The 16,844-nt window shown below is 68.2% G+C and carries 18 protein-coding genes; 8 read left to right on the top strand and 10 right to left on the bottom strand.

What is annotated here, in order from left to right; all coding sequences use genetic code 11:
- Window positions 1–73: 73 nt before the first annotated feature.
- A complete protein-coding gene (locus WIX39_RS25265; protein ID WP_409196137.1) occupies window positions 74–2,107 on the top strand; it encodes an AsmA family protein in 2,034 nt (677 codons plus the stop codon).
- Between the two features lie 7 nt (window positions 2,108–2,114).
- Here the strand turns inward: WIX39_RS25265 and WIX39_RS25260 are convergent, their stop codons facing one another.
- The 3 genes from WIX39_RS25260 to gpmA form a co-directional block, all read right to left on the bottom strand.
- Complete coding sequence (locus tag WIX39_RS25260; RefSeq protein WP_409196136.1) at window positions 2,115–2,882, bottom strand: HesA/MoeB/ThiF family protein; 768 nt, start codon at window positions 2,880–2,882, stop codon at window positions 2,115–2,117.
- A gap of 12 nt (window positions 2,883–2,894) precedes the next feature.
- Complete coding sequence (locus tag WIX39_RS25255) at window positions 2,895–4,337, bottom strand: S41 family peptidase (protein ID WP_081266027.1); 1,443 nt, start codon at window positions 4,335–4,337, stop codon at window positions 2,895–2,897.
- Between the two features lie 103 nt (window positions 4,338–4,440).
- Complete coding sequence (gpmA, locus tag WIX39_RS25250; RefSeq protein ID WP_081265992.1) at window positions 4,441–5,184, bottom strand: 2,3-diphosphoglycerate-dependent phosphoglycerate mutase; 744 nt, start codon at window positions 5,182–5,184, stop codon at window positions 4,441–4,443.
- 105 nt (window positions 5,185–5,289) lie between these two features.
- Between gpmA and WIX39_RS25245 the strand changes: the two genes are divergently transcribed.
- The 6 genes from WIX39_RS25245 to nadA all read left to right on the top strand — a co-directional run bounded on the left by WIX39_RS25245 (window position 5,290) and on the right by nadA (window position 9,656).
- On the top strand, window positions 5,290–5,673 hold the full coding sequence (locus tag WIX39_RS25245; RefSeq protein ID WP_409196369.1) for a rhodanese-like domain-containing protein: 384 nt from the start codon (window positions 5,290–5,292) through the stop codon (window positions 5,671–5,673).
- Between the two features lie 20 nt (window positions 5,674–5,693).
- Window positions 5,694–5,954, top strand: coding sequence for a glutaredoxin 3 (grxC, locus tag WIX39_RS25240; protein WP_409196135.1), 261 nt, complete (start codon window positions 5,694–5,696; stop codon window positions 5,952–5,954).
- A gap of 127 nt (window positions 5,955–6,081) precedes the next feature.
- On the top strand, window positions 6,082–6,546 hold the full coding sequence (gene secB, locus WIX39_RS25235; RefSeq protein WP_081265989.1) for a protein-export chaperone SecB: 465 nt from the start codon (window positions 6,082–6,084) through the stop codon (window positions 6,544–6,546).
- A gap of 24 nt (window positions 6,547–6,570) precedes the next feature.
- Entirely contained in the window at window positions 6,571–7,605 is a 1,035-nt protein-coding gene (locus tag WIX39_RS25230) for an NAD(P)H-dependent glycerol-3-phosphate dehydrogenase (protein ID WP_409196134.1), read from the top strand.
- Window positions 7,606–7,629: 24 nt separating this feature from the next.
- Window positions 7,630–8,508 (top strand): carboxylating nicotinate-nucleotide diphosphorylase, encoded by an 879-nt coding sequence (gene nadC / locus WIX39_RS25225; protein ID WP_409196133.1) that lies wholly within the window; start codon window positions 7,630–7,632, stop codon window positions 8,506–8,508.
- Window positions 8,509–8,519: 11 nt separating this feature from the next.
- On the top strand, window positions 8,520–9,656 hold the full coding sequence (nadA, locus tag WIX39_RS25220) for a quinolinate synthase NadA (protein ID WP_409196132.1): 1,137 nt from the start codon (window positions 8,520–8,522) through the stop codon (window positions 9,654–9,656).
- A gap of 121 nt (window positions 9,657–9,777) precedes the next feature.
- Here the strand turns inward: nadA and WIX39_RS25215 are convergent, their stop codons facing one another.
- The 6 genes from WIX39_RS25215 to WIX39_RS25190 all read right to left on the bottom strand — a co-directional run bounded on the left by WIX39_RS25215 (window position 9,778) and on the right by WIX39_RS25190 (window position 14,543).
- Window positions 9,778–10,140 (bottom strand): 6-pyruvoyl trahydropterin synthase family protein, encoded by a 363-nt coding sequence (locus WIX39_RS25215; protein ID WP_409196131.1) that lies wholly within the window; start codon window positions 10,138–10,140, stop codon window positions 9,778–9,780.
- Window positions 10,141–10,179: 39 nt separating this feature from the next.
- Window positions 10,180–10,818, bottom strand: a complete 639-nt coding sequence (queE, locus tag WIX39_RS25210) for a 7-carboxy-7-deazaguanine synthase (RefSeq protein ID WP_106937057.1) — start codon at window positions 10,816–10,818, stop codon at window positions 10,180–10,182.
- The gene (gene panC, locus WIX39_RS25205) at window positions 10,815–11,657 is read right to left on the bottom strand and encodes a pantoate--beta-alanine ligase (protein WP_106937058.1); all 843 of its coding nucleotides are present in this window, start codon (window positions 11,655–11,657) and stop codon (window positions 10,815–10,817) included. The genes queE and panC overlap by 4 nt, the downstream gene beginning before the upstream one ends.
- A 156-nt stretch (window positions 11,658–11,813) precedes the next feature.
- Window positions 11,814–13,388, bottom strand: a complete 1,575-nt coding sequence (gene nadB, locus WIX39_RS25200) for an L-aspartate oxidase (RefSeq protein WP_409196368.1) — start codon at window positions 13,386–13,388, stop codon at window positions 11,814–11,816.
- 33 nt (window positions 13,389–13,421) lie between these two features.
- On the bottom strand, window positions 13,422–14,258 hold the full coding sequence (locus WIX39_RS25195) for a segregation and condensation protein A (RefSeq protein WP_081265981.1): 837 nt from the start codon (window positions 14,256–14,258) through the stop codon (window positions 13,422–13,424).
- 78 nt (window positions 14,259–14,336) lie between these two features.
- Window positions 14,337–14,543 carry a DUF3460 family protein gene (locus WIX39_RS25190; protein WP_081265980.1) on the bottom strand — a complete coding sequence of 69 codons (207 nt, stop codon included), beginning with the start codon at window positions 14,541–14,543 and terminating at the stop codon, window positions 14,337–14,339.
- 69 nt (window positions 14,544–14,612) lie between these two features.
- Between WIX39_RS25190 and WIX39_RS25185 the strand changes: the two genes are divergently transcribed.
- Window positions 14,613–15,089 carry an outer membrane protein assembly factor BamE gene (locus tag WIX39_RS25185; RefSeq protein WP_409196367.1) on the top strand — a complete coding sequence of 159 codons (477 nt, stop codon included), beginning with the start codon at window positions 14,613–14,615 and terminating at the stop codon, window positions 15,087–15,089.
- Window positions 15,090–15,102: 13 nt separating this feature from the next.
- Here the strand turns inward: WIX39_RS25185 and WIX39_RS25180 are convergent, their stop codons facing one another.
- Window positions 15,103–16,782 (bottom strand): SulP family inorganic anion transporter, encoded by a 1,680-nt coding sequence (locus tag WIX39_RS25180; RefSeq protein WP_409196130.1) that lies wholly within the window; start codon window positions 16,780–16,782, stop codon window positions 15,103–15,105.
- Window positions 16,783–16,844 lie beyond the last annotated feature (62 nt).

Here is a 16,844-nt window from a genome sequence, read left to right as displayed (position 1 = left end):
TAGGCCATGCCGCACGGTTTCTGCGGTCTCCTGCCGACCCTGGATGGGCCGCGCCCAAGGTATCCCACTGAACATGGCAACGAACATCTTCCGCTCCCGGCCCCTTTGGCAGAGGTCACTGGCTTTCCTCGTGCTGCTGCTTGCCGTGCTGGTGATCGTGCTGGCGTTCTTCCCCTGGGACGTGCTGCGCGGGCCGGTCAACCGCTACGTGAGCGAGAAGACCGGCCGCAAGTTCGAGATCACGCGCCGGCTCGACGTGAACCTCGGGCTGCGGCAGGCGACCGTCAAGTTCGACGGCATCGAATTCGCCAATCCGCCATGGGCCCGCGACCCCTATCTGGTGAAGGCGGACAGGGCCGAGTTCGACATCCGCATCTGGCCGCTGCTGGCCAGCAAGGTGAACATTCCGCGCCTTGCGCTGTTCTCGCCCACGGTCGGCCTGCAGATGGAGCAGGACGGCCGCCGCACCTGGGCGCTGGGCAAGGACACCTCCGACTCCGGCACGGTGCCCAGCATCGGCCTGGTGCAGGTCGACAGCGGGGCGATCGATTTCCTCGCCAAGCACCTGGGCGTCGACCTGCACGCCGACCTGAGTTATGACACCAGCCGCGGCGAGATGCCGCTCAGCTACCGCATCAAGGGCCGCTACAAGGGCCAGCCGCTGACGGCCAACGGCCGCACCGGCAATGTGCTCCAGATCAACGCCGCCGGCGCACCGCCGTTCCCGATGGAAATCAACGCGGCGGCCGGCCAGACCCAGCTGAAGGCCGCCGGTACCGTGGCCGAGCTGTCGGGGCTCGACGGCATCGACGCCAAGTTCGAGCTCAAGGGCCAGACCCTGGGCGCGCTGTTCCCGCTCCTGGGCATCGCGCTGCCGCAGACCTCGCCCTACGCGCTGAGCGGCGACCTGAGCAAGCGCGGCACGCTCTGGGGCGTGGCCGGCCTCAAGGGCAAGCTGGGCCTGTCCGACATCGCCGGCGACATGCGTTTCGAGCAGTCCGGCAAGCTGCCGTACCTGTCGGGCGAACTCCGCTCGCGCGTGATGGACATGGACGACCTCGGCCCGCTGATCGGCCTGCCGCCCACGGCGCGCACCGCCAACACGGTGGAAGGCGTGGCTCCGCCGCCGACCGTGACGCAGGTCAAGCGGGCCGGCGGCAAGGTGCTGCCGACGGCGCCCCTGGATTTCGAGCGCCTGCGCGCGATGAATGCCGACGTGAAATACACCGCCGACCGCATCCAGAACGTGCGCGAAATCCCGCTCGACCGCGGCAGCGTGCAGGTCAAGCTGGACAGCGGCGTGCTCACGCTCGATCCGCTCGACCTGGGCGTGGCCGGCGGCAAGCTGGGCGGGGCGATCCGCATCGACGCATCGAAGAATCCCGCCGACATCCGCGCGTCGCTGGACGTGCGCGCCATGCAGCTGGCCCGCCTGTTCCCCAAGCTGGAAACCACCGGCAACAGCGTGGGGCGGCTGGACGGGCGCGTGAACCTGTCGGGCTCGGGCAGTACTGTGGCCAACTGGCTGGGCGGCGTCTCCGGCGACGTGGCGGTGATTTCAGGGCGTGGCCAGTTCGGCAACCTGCTGCCGGTGTTCGCGACCTTGGTGGGCGGCGACATCATCAAGTTCCTGCTGCGCGGCGACCGCAACGTCGAACTGCGCTGCGCGGCGCTGGCGTTCGATGTCGACAAGGGGGTGATGACCGGACGCACGCTGGTGGTGGACACCACCAACGCGGTGTTCACGGCCACAGGGCAGGCCAATCTCGCGACCGAGGGGCTGGACTTCGTGATCCGTCCGGAGCCGAAGAGCAAGAACATCCTGTCGATCCGCACGCCGCTGGTGGTGAACGGTACTTTCGGGTCGCCCAAGGGCGGCCTGCAGGTGGCGCCGCTGGCCGAGCGCGGGCTTGCCGCGCTGGCGCTGGGGGCCATCAACCCGCTGCTGGCGCTGGCCGCGACCATCGAGACCGGTCCGGGCGAGAACGCCGACTGCCAGGGTGTGCTGGGCGATGCGAACCGCCCGACGGCGGGTGCGGCGGCCAACGGCGCCGCGAGGGCCAAGGCTGCCAAGGAGCCTGTGAAACAGCCTGTGAAGCAGCCCTGATCGGACCCTAGGCGGCCGTTTGAGCGGGGCGTTGCCCGCAGACGCTGCACTGCGGGTCGCGCGCGACCCGCAAGGTGTCGAAGCTGGTGCTGCGCCCGTCGAACATCAGCAGCTTGCCCGCCAATGACGGACCGATGCCGGCGAGCAGCTTGAGCGCCTCGCTGGCCTGCAGCGTGCCGATCGTGCCGACCACCGGGCCGAATACGCCAAGCACCGCGCAGCGCGTTTCTTCGAAAGTCGCATCGGGCGGGAACAGGCAGGCGTAGCAGGGGGAGGCGGCGTCGCGCGTGTCGTAGACGCTCAATTGCCCGTCGAAGCGGATCGCCGCGCCTGCCACCAGCGGCCTGGCATGGGCCACGCATACACGGTTGACGGCCTGCCGGGTGGCGAAGTTGTCGCAGCAGTCGACCACCACGTCGGCCTGGCTGACCAGGCGGGACAGCAATGCCTCGTCGGCGCGCACGGCGTGCGTCTCGATGGAAATACCCGGGTTGATGTCGCGCATGGCCTGCGCGGCGGATTCGACCTTTGACAACCCGACGCGCGCATGCGTGTGGGCCACCTGGCGCTGGAGATTGGTGAGATCGACTTCGTCGTCGTCGACCAGCACGATGCGGCCGACCCCTGCCGCGGCAAGGTAGAGCGCCACCGGCGAGCCCAGCCCGCCGGCGCCGATCATGAGAACCCGCCCGGCACTGACGCGCTCTTGGCCGTCGATGCCGAATTCCTCAAGAAGGATGTGGCGCGAATAGCGCAGCAGCTGGCTATCTTCCATGCGCCACCAGGCTCAGTTTTCCTTCTTTTCTTCCTTGTTGTCGACGATGACCTGCGTCTTGCTCACGAGCACCGGCTGGCCCTTCAGGCGGTTGAGCGCCTGCACCAGCGGGAAGTCCTTGTCGGTGCCGAACTCGGGCACCTTGCGGTCCTGCGGCGGCTTCTTGGCTTCTTCCTCGAGGCGCTTGCGCGCTTCGTCGCGGGCCTTTTCGCGTTCCGGGTCCTTGACTTCGGGGCCCTGGCCGCTGGCCAGATGCTTCTCGAGGTCGGCCTCGCGCATGCGCAGGGCGGCGAAGGGGCTGCCCTCGGCGCTTTCGTCGACCAGCACGTTGGGCACGATGCCCTTGGCCTGGATCGAGGTGCCGCTCGGCGTGTAGTAGCGCGCCGTGGTGATCTTCAGCCCGGTGTCCGGGCCGAGCGGGCGAACCGTCTGCACCGAGCCCTTGCCGAAGGTCTGGCTGCCCATGATGGTGGCGCGCTTGTGGTCCTGCAGCGCGCCGGCAACGATTTCGCTGGCCGAGGCCGAGCCTTCGTTCACCAGCACCACCAGCGGCACGGTCTTCAGCGCCGCGGGCAGGCTGCGCAGCGGATCGCTGCCCGAACGGCGCTGGTAGAACTCCGGCGCCGCCTTGTAGATCGACTTGCTCTCGGCCAGCTGGCCGTCGGTGGTGACGACCGTGACGTTCTCGGGCAGGAATGCCGAGGACACCGCCACCGCCGCGTCGAGCAGGCCGCCCGGGTCGTTGCGCAGGTCGAGCACCAGGCCCTTGAGGTTCGGGTCTTCCTTGTACATCTCGTCGATCTTCTTGACGAAGTCGTCGACGGTGCGCTCCTGGAACTGCGACAGGCGGATCCAGCCATAGCCGGGTTCGATGATCTTGCCGCGCACCGACTGCGTGCGGATTTCCTCGCGCGTGATCGTCACCGGGAAGGTGCGGCTCTCGTCCTTGCGGAAGATGGTCAGCAGCACCTTGGTGTTGGCTTCGCCGCGCATGCGCTTGACCGCCTCGTTCAGCGACAGGCCGCGCACGGCGGTGTCGTCGATCTTGGTGATCAGGTCGTTGGGCTTGAGGCCGGCGCGGAATGCCGGGGAGCCCTCGATGGGCGAGACGACCTTGATCAGGCCGTCTTCCTGCGAAATCTCGATGCCCACGCCGACGAACCGGCCGGTCGTGCCTTCCCTGAATTCCTTGAAGGACTTCTTGTCGAAGTACTGGGAGTGCGGGTCGAGCCCGGCGACCATGCCGGAAATGGCGTCGGAGATGAGCTTTTTCTCGTCGACCGGTTCGACGTAGTCGCTCTTGACCATGCCGAAGACGGCAGCGAGCTGCTGCAATTCCTCGAGCGGCAGTGGCGCAAGCGAACCGCGTGCGACTGTCTGCAACGAGACGGTGGTCAGGACGCCTGCAACGGCGCCGGCGGCGACCCAGCCGGTGATCTTCAGTTTCTGGCCCATCATGAGTGGTTGTCCTTGTCGGCGGCTGTCGAACCAATATACACAGCTTGGAAGCAAATTGCCTGCCGGGGTTCCACGAATGGGCCGGCGGGAGAGGGTTTCTTCAGCCTTTACCCTGCGAGGCCACCGCGGCGGCGGCCTTTTCGGCTGCGGCGGCATCGCCGAGGTAGTAGTTGCGCAGGGGCTTGAGATCGTCGTCCAGCTCGTAGACGAGCGGAATGCCGTTCGGAATGTTCAGCCCGACGATCGCGTCGTCGGAGATGCCGTCCAGGTACTTCACGAGAGCGCGGATCGAGTTGCCGTGGGCCGCCACCACCAGGCGGCGCCCGGCGCGGATGGCCGGCGCCATCGATTCGTTCCAGAACGGCAGCACGCGGGCGACCGTGTCCTTCAGGCACTCGGTCAGCGGAATCTGCTCGGGCGACAGCTTGGCGTAGCGCACGTCGGAGCGCTCGCTGCGCGGGTCGTTGGCTTCCAGCGGCGGCGGTGGGGTGCCGTAGCTGCGGCGCCAGACCAGCACCTGCTCGTCGCCGTATTTCTTGGCGGTCTCGGCCTTGTTCAGGCCCTGCAGGCCGCCGTAGTGGCGCTCGTTGAGGCGCCAGGAATGCACCACCGGCAGCCAGGTGCGGTCGAGCTCGTCGAGCGTGTGCCACAGGGTGCGGGTGGCGCGCTTGAGCACGCTCGTGTAGGCGACGTCGAAGTCGTAGCCCTCCGCCTTGAGCAGCCGGCCGGCCTGCTTGGCCTGCTCCACGCCGGTCTCGGTGAGGTCGACGTCCGTCCATCCGGTGAAGCGGTTTTCAAGATTCCAGGTCGATTCACCGTGACGGATCAATACCAGTTTGTGCATGTGGGAGGCCTTTGGCTGCGCTTGCGAAACCCCGCATTCTAAAATCCCCGGTTTGCCATTCAAGGAACCCCCGTGAAATTGATCGAATTCGTCACCGCGAACTGGATGCTGATCCTGATCGCACTCAGCTCGGGTGCCATGCTGGCCTGGCCGCTGGTGCGGGGGGCGGGCGGCGGAACGCTCACCGCGCAGGGCGCCGTGCAACTCATCAACCGCGAGCGTGCGGTGCTGGTCGACGTGCGCGAACCCGAAGAGTTTGCCGCCGGCCACATGATCGGCGCCAGGAACGTGCCGCTGAACCAGCTCGAGGAAAAGCTGACCGGCGCGGTCAAGAACAAGAACGTGCCGCTGCTGCTGGTCTGCGCCACCGGTGCCCGCGCCCAGCGCGGCGTGGCCATTGCCAAGAAGCTCGGCTACGAGCAGGCCCAAGCGGTAGCCGGCGGGCTGAAAGCCTGGAAAGAGGCTAACCTGCCGGTTGAAAAGGCCTGAACCTCCCCGAGATGAATCGTATGCAAGCAGTCAAGATGTACACCACCGCCGTTTGCCCCTACTGCACGCGTGCGAAGCAAATCCTCAAGTCCAAGGGCGTCGAGCAGATCGAAGAGATCCGCATCGACACCGACCCTCAGGCGCGCAGCACCATGATGGAAATCACCCAGCGCCGCACGGTGCCGCAGATCTTCATCGGCGACACCCACGTGGGCGGCTGCGACGACCTGATGGCCCTCGACAGCCGCGGCGGCCTCGTGCCCCTGCTGCAGGGCGCCTGAAACAGAAAGCAACCGGCGTCGCGGGAGCGACCCGGGCGTCGGGCGATAATCGTTCGCCTATTCATCTGCAGCCCGCTGCGGGAACCTCTCCCCGGCGGGCATTGTTTTGATCCTCGAAAGTTCAGCCATGGCCGACCAGCAAGCCCAAGATCCCGTTTTCCAGATCCAGCGCGTCTACCTCAAGGATCTGTCGCTCGAACAACCCAATTCGCCCGCCATCCTGCTGGAGCAGGAACAGCCCACCGTCGACATCCAGCTTGGCGTGGACGCCCAGCCCGTGGCCGACGGCATCTTCGAAATCACCGTGTCGGCCACCGTGCAGACCAAGATCCAGGACAAGACCGTGTTCCTGGTCGAAGCCAAGCAAGCCGGCATCTTCGAGATCCGCAACCTGCCCGAAGAGCAGATGGGCGCCATCCTCGGCATCGCCTGCCCGCAGATCGTGTACCCCTACCTGCGCGGCAACGTGGCCGACGTGATCCAGCGCGGCGGCTTCCCGCCCGTGCACCTCGCCGAAATCAACTTCCAGGCGATGTACGAGCAGCAGCAGGCACAGGCCTCCGGCCAGGCCGCGCCCACCCTGGCACAGTAAACCGGCACGACGCCGCCAACGCCGATGAAGATCTGCGTTCATGGCGCCGGTGCCTGGGGCACGGCGGTCGCCGTCAATGCGGCGGGCCGCCACGAGGTCACGCTCTGGGCCCGCGACGCGGCCCAGGCCGACGCCATCTCGAAGGCGCGGCAAAACACCCGCTACCTGCCCGGGCTGGCACTGCCGGCCTCGCTCGCCGTGCGCGCGGGCGACATCCGCCAGGCACGGGCCGGCGCCGACCTCGTCATCGTGGCCACACCCATGGCCGCCCTGCGCGAACAGCTCAGCGCACTGCGCGGCACGACCGCGCCGGTGGCGTGGCTGTGCAAGGGCGTGGAGCCCGCGCTCGACACCTCTCCCGAATCCTTCGGCCTGTTCGCCCACGAGATATGGGCGCAGGTCGCACCCGACCTGGCCGCGGGCGTGCTCAGCGGTCCCAGCTTTGCGCAGGAGGTCGCCGAAGGGCGGCCGACCGCACTGGTGGCCGCCAGCCCCCATGCCGCCGTGCGCGATGCGCTCGTCGAGGCTTTCCACGGACCGGCGCTGCGCGTCTATGCCAACGAGGACATCGTGGGCGTGGAAGTGGGCGGCGCCGTGAAGAACGTGCTGGCCATCGCCACCGGGCTTTGCGACGGCCTCGCGCTCGGGCTCAATGCCCGGGCGGCGCTCATCACGCGCGGCCTCGCCGAAATGACGCGCCTGGGCCTGGCGCTCGGCGCCCGTGCCGAGACCTTCATGGGGCTTTCGGGCCTGGGCGACCTGGTGCTGACCGCCACCGGCGACCTGTCGCGCAACCGCAAGGTCGGCCTGCTGCTGGCCCAGGGCCGCACGCTGGCCCAGGCGGTCGATTCGCTGGGCCACGTGGCCGAGGGCGTGTATTGCGCCCGCACCGTGGTGCAGCGCGCGCGCGGCCTCGGCATCGAGATGCCGATCTCCGAGAGCGTGGTTGCGCTGCTCGACGGCCGCGTGGGCCCGCAGGACGCCGTCGCGGCGCTCACCGGCCGCGACCCGGTGCCGGAATCCGTGCCGCCCGCGCCGTCCCCCCGCCATTCCTCCTGAAAAAAACTGAAGACAGAAAGAGCCATGAGCCTTCGCTTTGATTTTTCAGCGTCGGCCGTGGCCGCGCTGGCCCGCTCCGATGCCGCTCGTGCGCTGCAGGAAGACGTCGCCGACGGCGACCTGACCGCGTCGCTGGTCGATCCCGCCCGCCGGGCCCGCGCCCGCGTGTTGGCACGCGAAGCCGCCGTGGTGTGCGGCGCCCCCTGGGTCGAGGCCACGCTGCGGCAGCTCGACCCCGATGTGCGCATAGAGTGGCGCTGCGCCGAAGGCGAGCGCTGCGCGGCCGACCAGGTCGTGCTCGAGATCGAAGGCGCGGCGCGTGCGCTGCTGACGGCCGAGCGCACCTCGCTCAACTTCCTGCAACTGCTGAGCGCGGTCGCAACCAAGACCGCCCTTTACGTCGACGCGGTGCGCGGCACGCGCGCGCGCATCGTCGACACGCGCAAGACCATTCCGGGCCTGCGCCTGGCGCAGAAGTACGCGGTGCGCACCGGCGGCGGCCTGAACCATCGCATCGGCCTGTACGACGCGGTGCTCATCAAGGAAAACCACATCGCCGCCGCCGGCGGCGTTGCCGCGGCGCTGCGTGCGGTCGCGCCGGTGGCGTCGCAGGCCGCTTTCGTCGAGGTCGAGGTCGAGACGCTGGCCCAGCTGCACGAGGCGCTGGAAGCCGGCGCGCGCATGGTGCTGCTCGACAACATGGACCTGCCCACGCTGCGCGAAGCCGTGCGCATCAACGACGCCGTGGGCGACGACCGCAAGGCCGTGCTGGAAATTTCCGGCGGCGTCACGCTCGACGGCCTGCGCGCCCTGGCCGAGACCGGTGTCGACCGCATTTCCGTCGGCGCACTGACCAAGGACGTGAAAGCCGTCGACTATTCGATGCGCTTCCAGGACAACTGAGCATTCTTGCCATGACGACCGCTCCTGTCATCGACGTCGACTACGAACAGCCCGCCGGATCGCAGGCGGGCTCCGCCTGCGACACCCGCCACGCCTGGGCCCGTGTGCCGCCCGAGCCTTCGCCCGACGAGCGCATCGCGCTGAAGGAGCGCATCCGCCGCCTGCTGCGCGAACATGACGGGGGAAGAGGCGCGGTGATGGTGTCGCACTTCTACGTGCACCCCGACCTGCAGGACCTGGCCGAGGAAACCGGCGGCATCGTGAGCGATTCGCTTGAAATGGCGCGCTTCGGCCGCGACCATGCCGCGCAGACGCTGGTGGTGTCTGGCGTGCGCTTCATGGGCGAGACCTCGAAGATCCTGTCGCCCGAGAAACGCGTGCTGATGCCCGACCTGGACGCGAACTGCTCGCTCGACCTGGGCTGCCCGGTGGAGCAGTTCAGCGCCTTCTGCGACCAGCACCCCGACCGCACCGTGGTGGTCTACGCCAACACCAGCGCGGCGGTGAAGGCGCGTGCCGACTGGCTCGTCACCTCCAGTTGCGCGCTCGACGTGGTGAACGCGCTGCACGCGGCGGGCCAGAAGATTCTCTGGGGCCCCGACCGCCACCTGGGCGACTACATCCAGCGCCAGACCGGCGCGGACATGGTCAGCTGGAACGGCGCCTGCATCGTGCACGACGAGTTCAAGGCGCTGGAGCTCGAGTTGCTCATGAAGGAGCATCCGAAGGCCAAGGTGCTGGTGCACCCCGAATCGCCCTCGGACGTGATCGCGCTGGCGCACGCGGTGGGCTCGACCTCCGCCATCCTGAATGCCGCCCAGCGCATGGATGCGAGCGAATTCATCGTTGCCACCGACAGCGGCATGCTGCACAAGCTGCGCACGCTGAATCCCGGCAAGACCTTCATCGAAGCACCCACGGCCGGCAACGGCGGCACCTGCAAGAGCTGCGCGCATTGCCCGTGGATGGCGATGAACGGGCTGGTGGAGCTGGCGAACGCGCTGGAAAGCGGCGCGGGCGAGATCCATGTCGATCCGGCGCTGGGGCTGCGGGCGCGGTTGCCGATCGATCGGATGCTGGCGTTCACGGCCGGGCTGAAGAACGGCCATGCGCCCGGCAGCCTGATTGCCGGCATCGGCGCCGCCTGATCCCGTCTTGGCTCCTTCCCCCTCTGGGGGAAGGTTGGGATGGGGGCAGGCGGAGCGTGCCCGGTGGTGGCGCCGCTTGCCCCCACCCCAGCCCTCCCCCGGAAGGGGAGGGAGCAACACCCTAGAACTCCACGGTGCAACTGTCGCCCAGCGCTTCGCGCCACACCCGCACCCTTGCCAGCGACGCCTTCAAATCCGGCAACGCCTCCGCAATGAACACGCAAAGGTTCTCCAGAGTCGGCGGATGCAGCCCGGGCACGTCGTCCAGCAGGTGATGGTCGAGCTGCTCGCGCACGTCTTCCAGCCGCCGGCGCAGCAGCCCCAGGTCGATCACCATGCCCGTCACCGGATCGCGCTCGCCGGCAAGCCACACCTCCGCGTGGTACGTATGGCCGTGGATACGGCGGCTGCCTTCGACTTCGATCTCCCGCTTCAGCGTGTGGGCGGCGTCGAAGAAAAAGCGTTGGCTGATGGTGAAGCGCATCGTCAAAAAAGAAACTCTGGGGGAAAAGAGGCGGCCGCTTCAGCGGATGCCGGTGATCTTGTGGGTTTGCACGCTGAGCCGCCACACGGGCTGCTTCATGCATTCGGCAATGCAGAGCTCGGTGTTCGCGACCCGGTCGGGGCCGTCCATCGGCTGCAGGAAACGGTGCGTGAATTCGCCGGTGCGCGCCATCGTGTCGAGGTCGAACGCCGCCTGCGGCCACACCAGCTTCAGTTCCTGGCCGCGCTGCTGCACCCACGGCGCGCCGGCCTTGGGGCTGATGCACAGCCAGTCGATGCCTTCCGGCGCCTCGACCGTGCCGTTGCTTTCCACCGCGATGCGAAAGCGCCGCGCATGCAGCGCGTCGACCAGCGTTGCATCGACCTGCAGCAGCGGCTCGCCGCCGGTGAGCACCACCAGCCGGTGATCGGCGTCGCCGGCGGGCCATTGCGCGGCGATGGTGTCGGCCAGCAGGTCGGCGGTCTTGAACTTGCCGCCCAGCGTGCCGTCGGTGCCGACGAAATCGGTGTCGCAGAAGCGGCAGACGGCGGACGCCCGGTCTTCCTCGCGGCCGCTCCAGAGGTTGCAGCCGGCGAATCGGCAGAACACGGCTGGCATGCCGGCCTGGCCGCCTTCGCCCTGCAAGGTGTAGAAGATTTCCTTGACGCTGTAGCTCATGGCGTTGCGAAAGCCTCGATCTCCAGGTTGTCGATCAGCCGCGTGCTGCCCAGGCGCGCCGCGGCCAGTGCCACGAGCGGTTCCCCGGCGGACGGCGCCTGCAGGTCGGAACGGCGCCGCAGCACAAGATAGTCCGGTTGCCAGCCGCGCTGCGCCAGCGACTGCATTGCCCGCGCTTCTATCGCGGCCAAATCGCGCTCGCCCTCGCGCACCGCCTCGGCCATGGCCCGCAGCACCTTCGACAGCTGCACGGCCTCCGCGCGCTCGTCCCTGCTCAGGTAGCCGTTGCGCGACGACAGCGCCAGCCCGTCGTCGGCGCGGAAGGTCTCGCCGCCCACGATCTCGATAGGCAGCGCGAACTGCCGCACCATGTGGCGGATCATCATCAGCTGCTGGTAGTCCTTCTTGCCGAACACCGCCACGCGCGGCTGCACGCACTGGAAGAGCTTCATCACCACCGTGCACACGCCGACGAAGAAGCCGGGGCGGAAGTGCCCTTCGAGGATGTCGGCCAGCGCCGGGTCGGGGTGCACCTTGCAGGTCTGGGGCTCGGGGTACAGCACCTTCTCGGTGGGGGCGAACAGCACGTCGCAACCGGCGGCGCGCAGCTTCTCGCAGTCGCTGTCCCAGGTGCGCGGGTAGGTGTCGAAGTCTTCGTGCGGCAGGAACTGCAGCCTGTTGACGAAGATGCTCGCGACCGTGGCGTCGCCCAGCGGCCTGGCCTGCTTCACCAGCGCGATGTGGCCGTCGTGCAGGTTGCCCATGGTGGGCACGAAGGCGGGGCGCTTGCTGGCGGACAGGCGGCCGCGCAGTTCTTCGATGGTGTTTGCTATGTACATGGGGAGCGGTTCCTTTGTATTTGCCCGGTGTGCAGCGGGTCGTCGGCAGGCCGCCTCAGGGCGAGGCCGGCGGGGTGGTGTTCGACATGGTTGGGTTTCTCCCTGCGGGCGTCGGTGGCCGGGCATCCTTGAGTGAAGAAAACGAAGCGGGTGGGGCTAACGGTCGGCCGCAGGCGCCAGCACCGTGGGTGCGGCGCGCTCGGCGAGCGAGGGGTAGTCGCGGCTGAAATGCAGGCCACGGCTTTCGTGGCGGGCCTGCGCGGAGCGCACGATCAGCTCGGCCACCTGAACCAGGTTGCGCAGTTCGAGCAGATCGCGCGTGACGTGGAAGTTCGCATAGAACTCGTGGATCTCGGCCTGCAGCAGCGCGATGCGGTGGCTCGCGCGCTCCAGGCGCTTGTTGGTGCGCACGATGCCGACGTAGTCCCACATGAAGCGGCGCAGCTCGTCCCAGTTGTGCGAGATGACCACGACCTCGTCGGCGTCTGTGACGCGGCTGTCGTCCCAGGCCGGCAGTTCGGCGCGCTCGCGCACCGGTGCCGAGGCGATGGCACCGGCGGCCGCGCGCGCGAACACCATGCATTCGACCAGCGAGTTGCTGGCCAGCCGGTTGGCGCCGTGCAGGCCGGTGCAGGCGGTCTCGCCGATGGCATAGAGGCCCGGCACGTCGGTGCGCCCGCTCAGGTCGCCGAGCACGCCGCCGCAGGTGTAGTGCGCGGCCGGCACCACGGGGATCGGCTCGCGCGTGATGTCGATGCCCAGCTCCGCGCAGCGCGCAAGGATGTTGGGGAAGTGTTCCTTCAGGAACGCGGCCGGCTGGTGCGAGATGTCGAGGTACACGCAGTCCAGGCCGTGCTTCTTCATCTCGAAGTCGATGGCGCGGGCCACGACGTCGCGCGGCGCGAGTTCGGCGCGTTCGTCGTGCTTGGGCATGAAGCGCGTGCCGTCGGGCAGCTTGAGCAGCCCGCCTTCGCCGCGCACCGCCTCGCTGATCAGGAAGGACTTGGCGTGCGGGTGGTACAGGCAGGTCGGGTGGAACTGGATGAACTCCATGTTCGACACCCGGCAGCCCGCGCGCCAGGCGGCGGCGATGCCGTCGCCGGTGGCTGTGTCGGGGTTGGTGGTGTACAGGTACACCTTGCCCGCGCCGCCCGTCGCCAGGATGGTGTGCGGCGCGCTAAAGGCCAGCACCTCGTCGGTCTTGTCGTCGAGCGCGTACAGGCCCTGGCAGGCCGGGTCGGCGAGCCCGAGCTTGCGGCCGGTGATCAGGTCGACCAGCGTGTGGTGCTCGAACAGCGTGATGTTCGGCGTGCGGCGCACCCGCTCGATCAGCACCTGCTGCACCGCCGCGCCGGTGGCGTCGGTCACGTGCACGATGCGGCGCTGGCTGTGGCCGCCTTCGCGGGTCAGGTGCAGGCCGCCGTCTTCCTCTGAAAAGGGCACGCCCAGCTCACGCAGCCAGCCGATGGCCTGCGGCGCATGCTCGACCACGAAGCGCGTGGCCTCGGCATCGCACAGGCCGGCGCCGGCCACCAGTGTGTCTTCCACGTGCGCGTCGAAGCTGTCGCCGGCCGCCAGCACCGCCGCGATGCCGCCCTGCGCCCAGGCGCTGGAGCCGTCGGCCAGCGCGCGCTTGGTGAGTACGGCCACGCGGTGCGTGGGCGCCAGGTGAAGGGCGGCCGAGAGGCCGGCCAGGCCGCTGCCGACGATGAGGACGTCGAAGTCGCGCACGGCGGAAGTCACTGGGTCTGGGAGCCGGTTGGGTCAGCTTGGCGAGTAGGCCAGCCTGACGTAGATGGGAGCGAAGGCTTCCGCCTGCGTGATGTCGATGAGCGTTTCCTTCGCGAGCTCCAGCATCGCGATGAAGGTGACGATCAGCACCGGCGCGCCGCGCGACACGTCGAACAGCTTCTCGAACTCCACGAAGCGCTGCCCCTGCAGATGGCGCAGCACGATGCTCATGTGCTCGCGCACGTTGAGTTCCTCGCGCGAGATCTTGTGGTGCTGCACAAGTTTGGCGCGCTTCATGATGTCGGCCCAGGCGTCGCGCAGCTCGGCCACGTCGACGTCGGGGAAGCGCGGCTTCAGCGACTGCTCGATGTAGACCTGCCCCTTCCAGAAGTCGCGGCCGTAGGTCGGCATGGCGCTGATGGCGGCGGCCTGCAGCTTGGTCTGCTCGTATTCGAGCAGGCGGCGAACCAGTTCGGCGCGGGGGTCTTCGGCTTCCTCGCCGTCGGCCACCTTCTTGGGCGGCAGCAGCATGCGCGACTTGATCTCGATCAGCATCGCGGCCATCAGCAAATACTCGGCCGCGAGTTCGAGATTCGTCTGCCGGATCTCGTCGACATAGCTCAGGTACTGCCGCGTGAGCCCCGCCATCGGGATGTCGAGGATGTTGAAGTTCTGCTTGCGGATCAGGTAGAGCAGCAAGTCCAGCGGGCCTTCGAAGGCCTCGAGGAACACCTGCAGCGCCTCGGGCGGGATGTACAGGTCCTTCGGCATCGCGAACAGCGGCTCGCCATAGAGCCTCGCGAGCGCGACCTGGTCGACCACGTCGGGCATGGCGACCACCAGCGTGCCGTTGTCCTCGTCTCCGTTCATCGGTCGATCGCTATCATTTCAATAGCTGTCGGCGCAATGCTGGCGAGGGTTGGATGCCAATTCGGCTTCACCGATGAATTACTTGGGCTGGGTCTGGTAGACGTACGGCTGCATCGGGACGCGGGCTTCGCTGTATTCCTCGAGCAGGCTGCGGTCGAGGTGCTTGTCCCACAGCAGGGCGCGGCCGGCGCGCTGTTCGGCTTCCAGCGTTGGCTTCTTTTCCTTCATCTCCTCGATGAAGTTCGTGATCTCGGAAGAGTAGTGGGGGCGGCGGAAGATGGACATAGACTGGACCTTTATGGCGCGAATTTTACCGGGGACGGCATGAGGCATCGCAAAGGGTGGGGGATCGGCATGGCGGCGGCGTTGCTGGCGACCGTATTGGCGCTCGCGGCTTGCGACTCGAAGAACATCAGTGAACTCGAGGAGGGCGTCTCCACCGAGGCCGACGTGCGTGCCCGTTTCGGCGAGCCCGAGAACATCTGGGACGGCCCCAACCGCGGCCGCATCTTCGAATACAACCGCCAGCCGCAGGGCCAGAAGAACTACATGATCACCATCGGCACGGACGGCAAGATGAGCGCGCTGCGCCAGGTGCTGACGCCCGAGAACTTCGCCAGGGTGCAGCCCGGCATGATGATGGAAGACCTGCGCAAGATGCTCGGCAAGCCCGCCAAGGTCACGCCCTATGCGCTCAGGCGCGAGACCGAATGGGAATGGCGCTGGGTGCAGCCGCCGAACTCTTCCATGGTCTTCACCGCCACGCTGAACGACGACCAGCGCGTGGTGCGCAGCGGCTCCTCGCCCGACCGGGGCACCGAGGCGCCCTGATCCCAAGGCGGCCTCAGGCGCCGTGGGCCGCGGCGGGCCGGCCCGTCACCAGTTCCTCCGCAAAGCCGGAGCGCTCGATCACCTCGCGCGGCTGGGGCTGCAGCGACTCGATGCGCAGCAGCCCGCCGCGTGCCAGCACCGCGCGGTGCAACTGCCGCAGCGCGTCGACGCCCGTGGCGTCCAGGTAGATCAGGTGTGTGGCGTCGAGCACCACCGTCATGCCGCGCGGCGCGCGCTCCGCGGCGTTCACCGCCTCGTCCAGCTTGGCCGCCGCGCCGAAGAACAGCGCGCCGTAGATGCGGTAGGTCAGCACCGGCGGCTGCAGCGTCACCAGCTCCACGCTGAACAGCCCGCTCATGCGCCGGATGAACAGCGCGCAAGCCAGCACGATGCCGACCTGCACCGCCACCGTCAGGTCGAACACCACCGTGAGGAAGAAGGTGCCGAGCATCAGCAGCCGGTAGTGCCGGCTGAAATGCCGCAGCTGCGTCGGCGTGAACTCGCGCCACTCGCCCATGTTCAGCCCCACGAACACCAGGATGCCCGCCAGCACCGCTAGCGGCACATGGCGCGCGAGCGGCGCGGCCAGCAGCACCACCAGCAGCAAGGTCAGCGCATGCACCATGCCCGCGATCGGCGACGTGCCGCCCGAGCGGATGTTGGTGACGGTGCGCGCGATGGTGCCCGTGGCCGGCATGCCGCCGAAGAAGGGCGTGACCACGTTCGCGATGCCTTGCGCCATCAGTTCCTGGTTGGGGTCGTGCCGGGGCTGCCCGCTGATCTGGTCGGACACGCGCGCGCACAGCAGCGATTCGATGGCGCCGAGCAGCGCGATGGTCAGCGTGGGCGTGACCAGCTGCTTCACCGTCTCCCATGAAAAGTCGGGCAGCGCGAAGGCCGGCACGCCTTCGGGGATGCCGCCGAAGCGCGTGCCGATGGTCTCCACCGGCAGCTCGAAGGCCCAGGACACCAGCGTGAGCGTGACCAGCGCCACGATCGGCCCCGGCAGGCGCGCGCCCACCTGCACGGCCCGCGTGCGCGCCACCCGGCCGCCCACGCGCAGCACCGCGGCGCCGATCTTCGACTCGGCGCGCAGCAGCCGCGGCCACAGCAGCAGGCCCGCCACGCAAGCCACGCCCAGCGCAAAGGCGTAAGGGTTGAAGGTGCCGATCTGCAGCGCCATGGCGTGCAGCTGCGAGAACACGTCGGCCGGCATCTTCGCCACCGTCAGGCCGAGCAGGTCCTTGAGTTGCGACAGCAGGATCAGCACCGCGATGCCGTTGGTGAAGCCCACCACGATCGACAGCGGCACGAAGCGCACCAGCCGCCCCAGCCCGAAGAGCCCCGCCATGAACAGCAGCACGCCCGCGCAGGCGGTGGAGATCAGCAGGTTGGCGACGCCGTAGCGCTCCACGATGCCGTAGACGATCACGATGAATGCGCCCGCCGGCCCGCCGATCTGCACCGCCGAGCCGCCCAGCAGCGAGATCAGGAAGCCCGCGATGATCGCCGTCCAGATGCCGGCCTCGGGCTTGAGCCCCGACGCGATGGCGAAGGCCATGGCCAGCGGCAGCGCCACGATGCCGACCGTCGCGCCCGCGCCCAGGTCCTTGAAGAAACGCGCGCGGTTGTAGTCCGCGAGCGCATCCATGAGGCGTGGACGAAAGCGGTGGAGGTTCAGCGGGGAATGCATGGGCCCGCCGATTGTGGCCCGCGCGATGCCGCGCTTCGAATCGACCCCGTCCCGCCCGGGGA

The sequence above is a fragment of the Variovorax sp. AB1(2024) genome, assembly GCF_037482385.2.
Lineage (GTDB): Bacteria > Pseudomonadota > Gammaproteobacteria > Burkholderiales > Burkholderiaceae_C > Variovorax.
The sequence above is the reverse complement of the archived record's forward strand: the minus strand, read 5'-3'. Positions and strand labels throughout refer to the sequence as shown.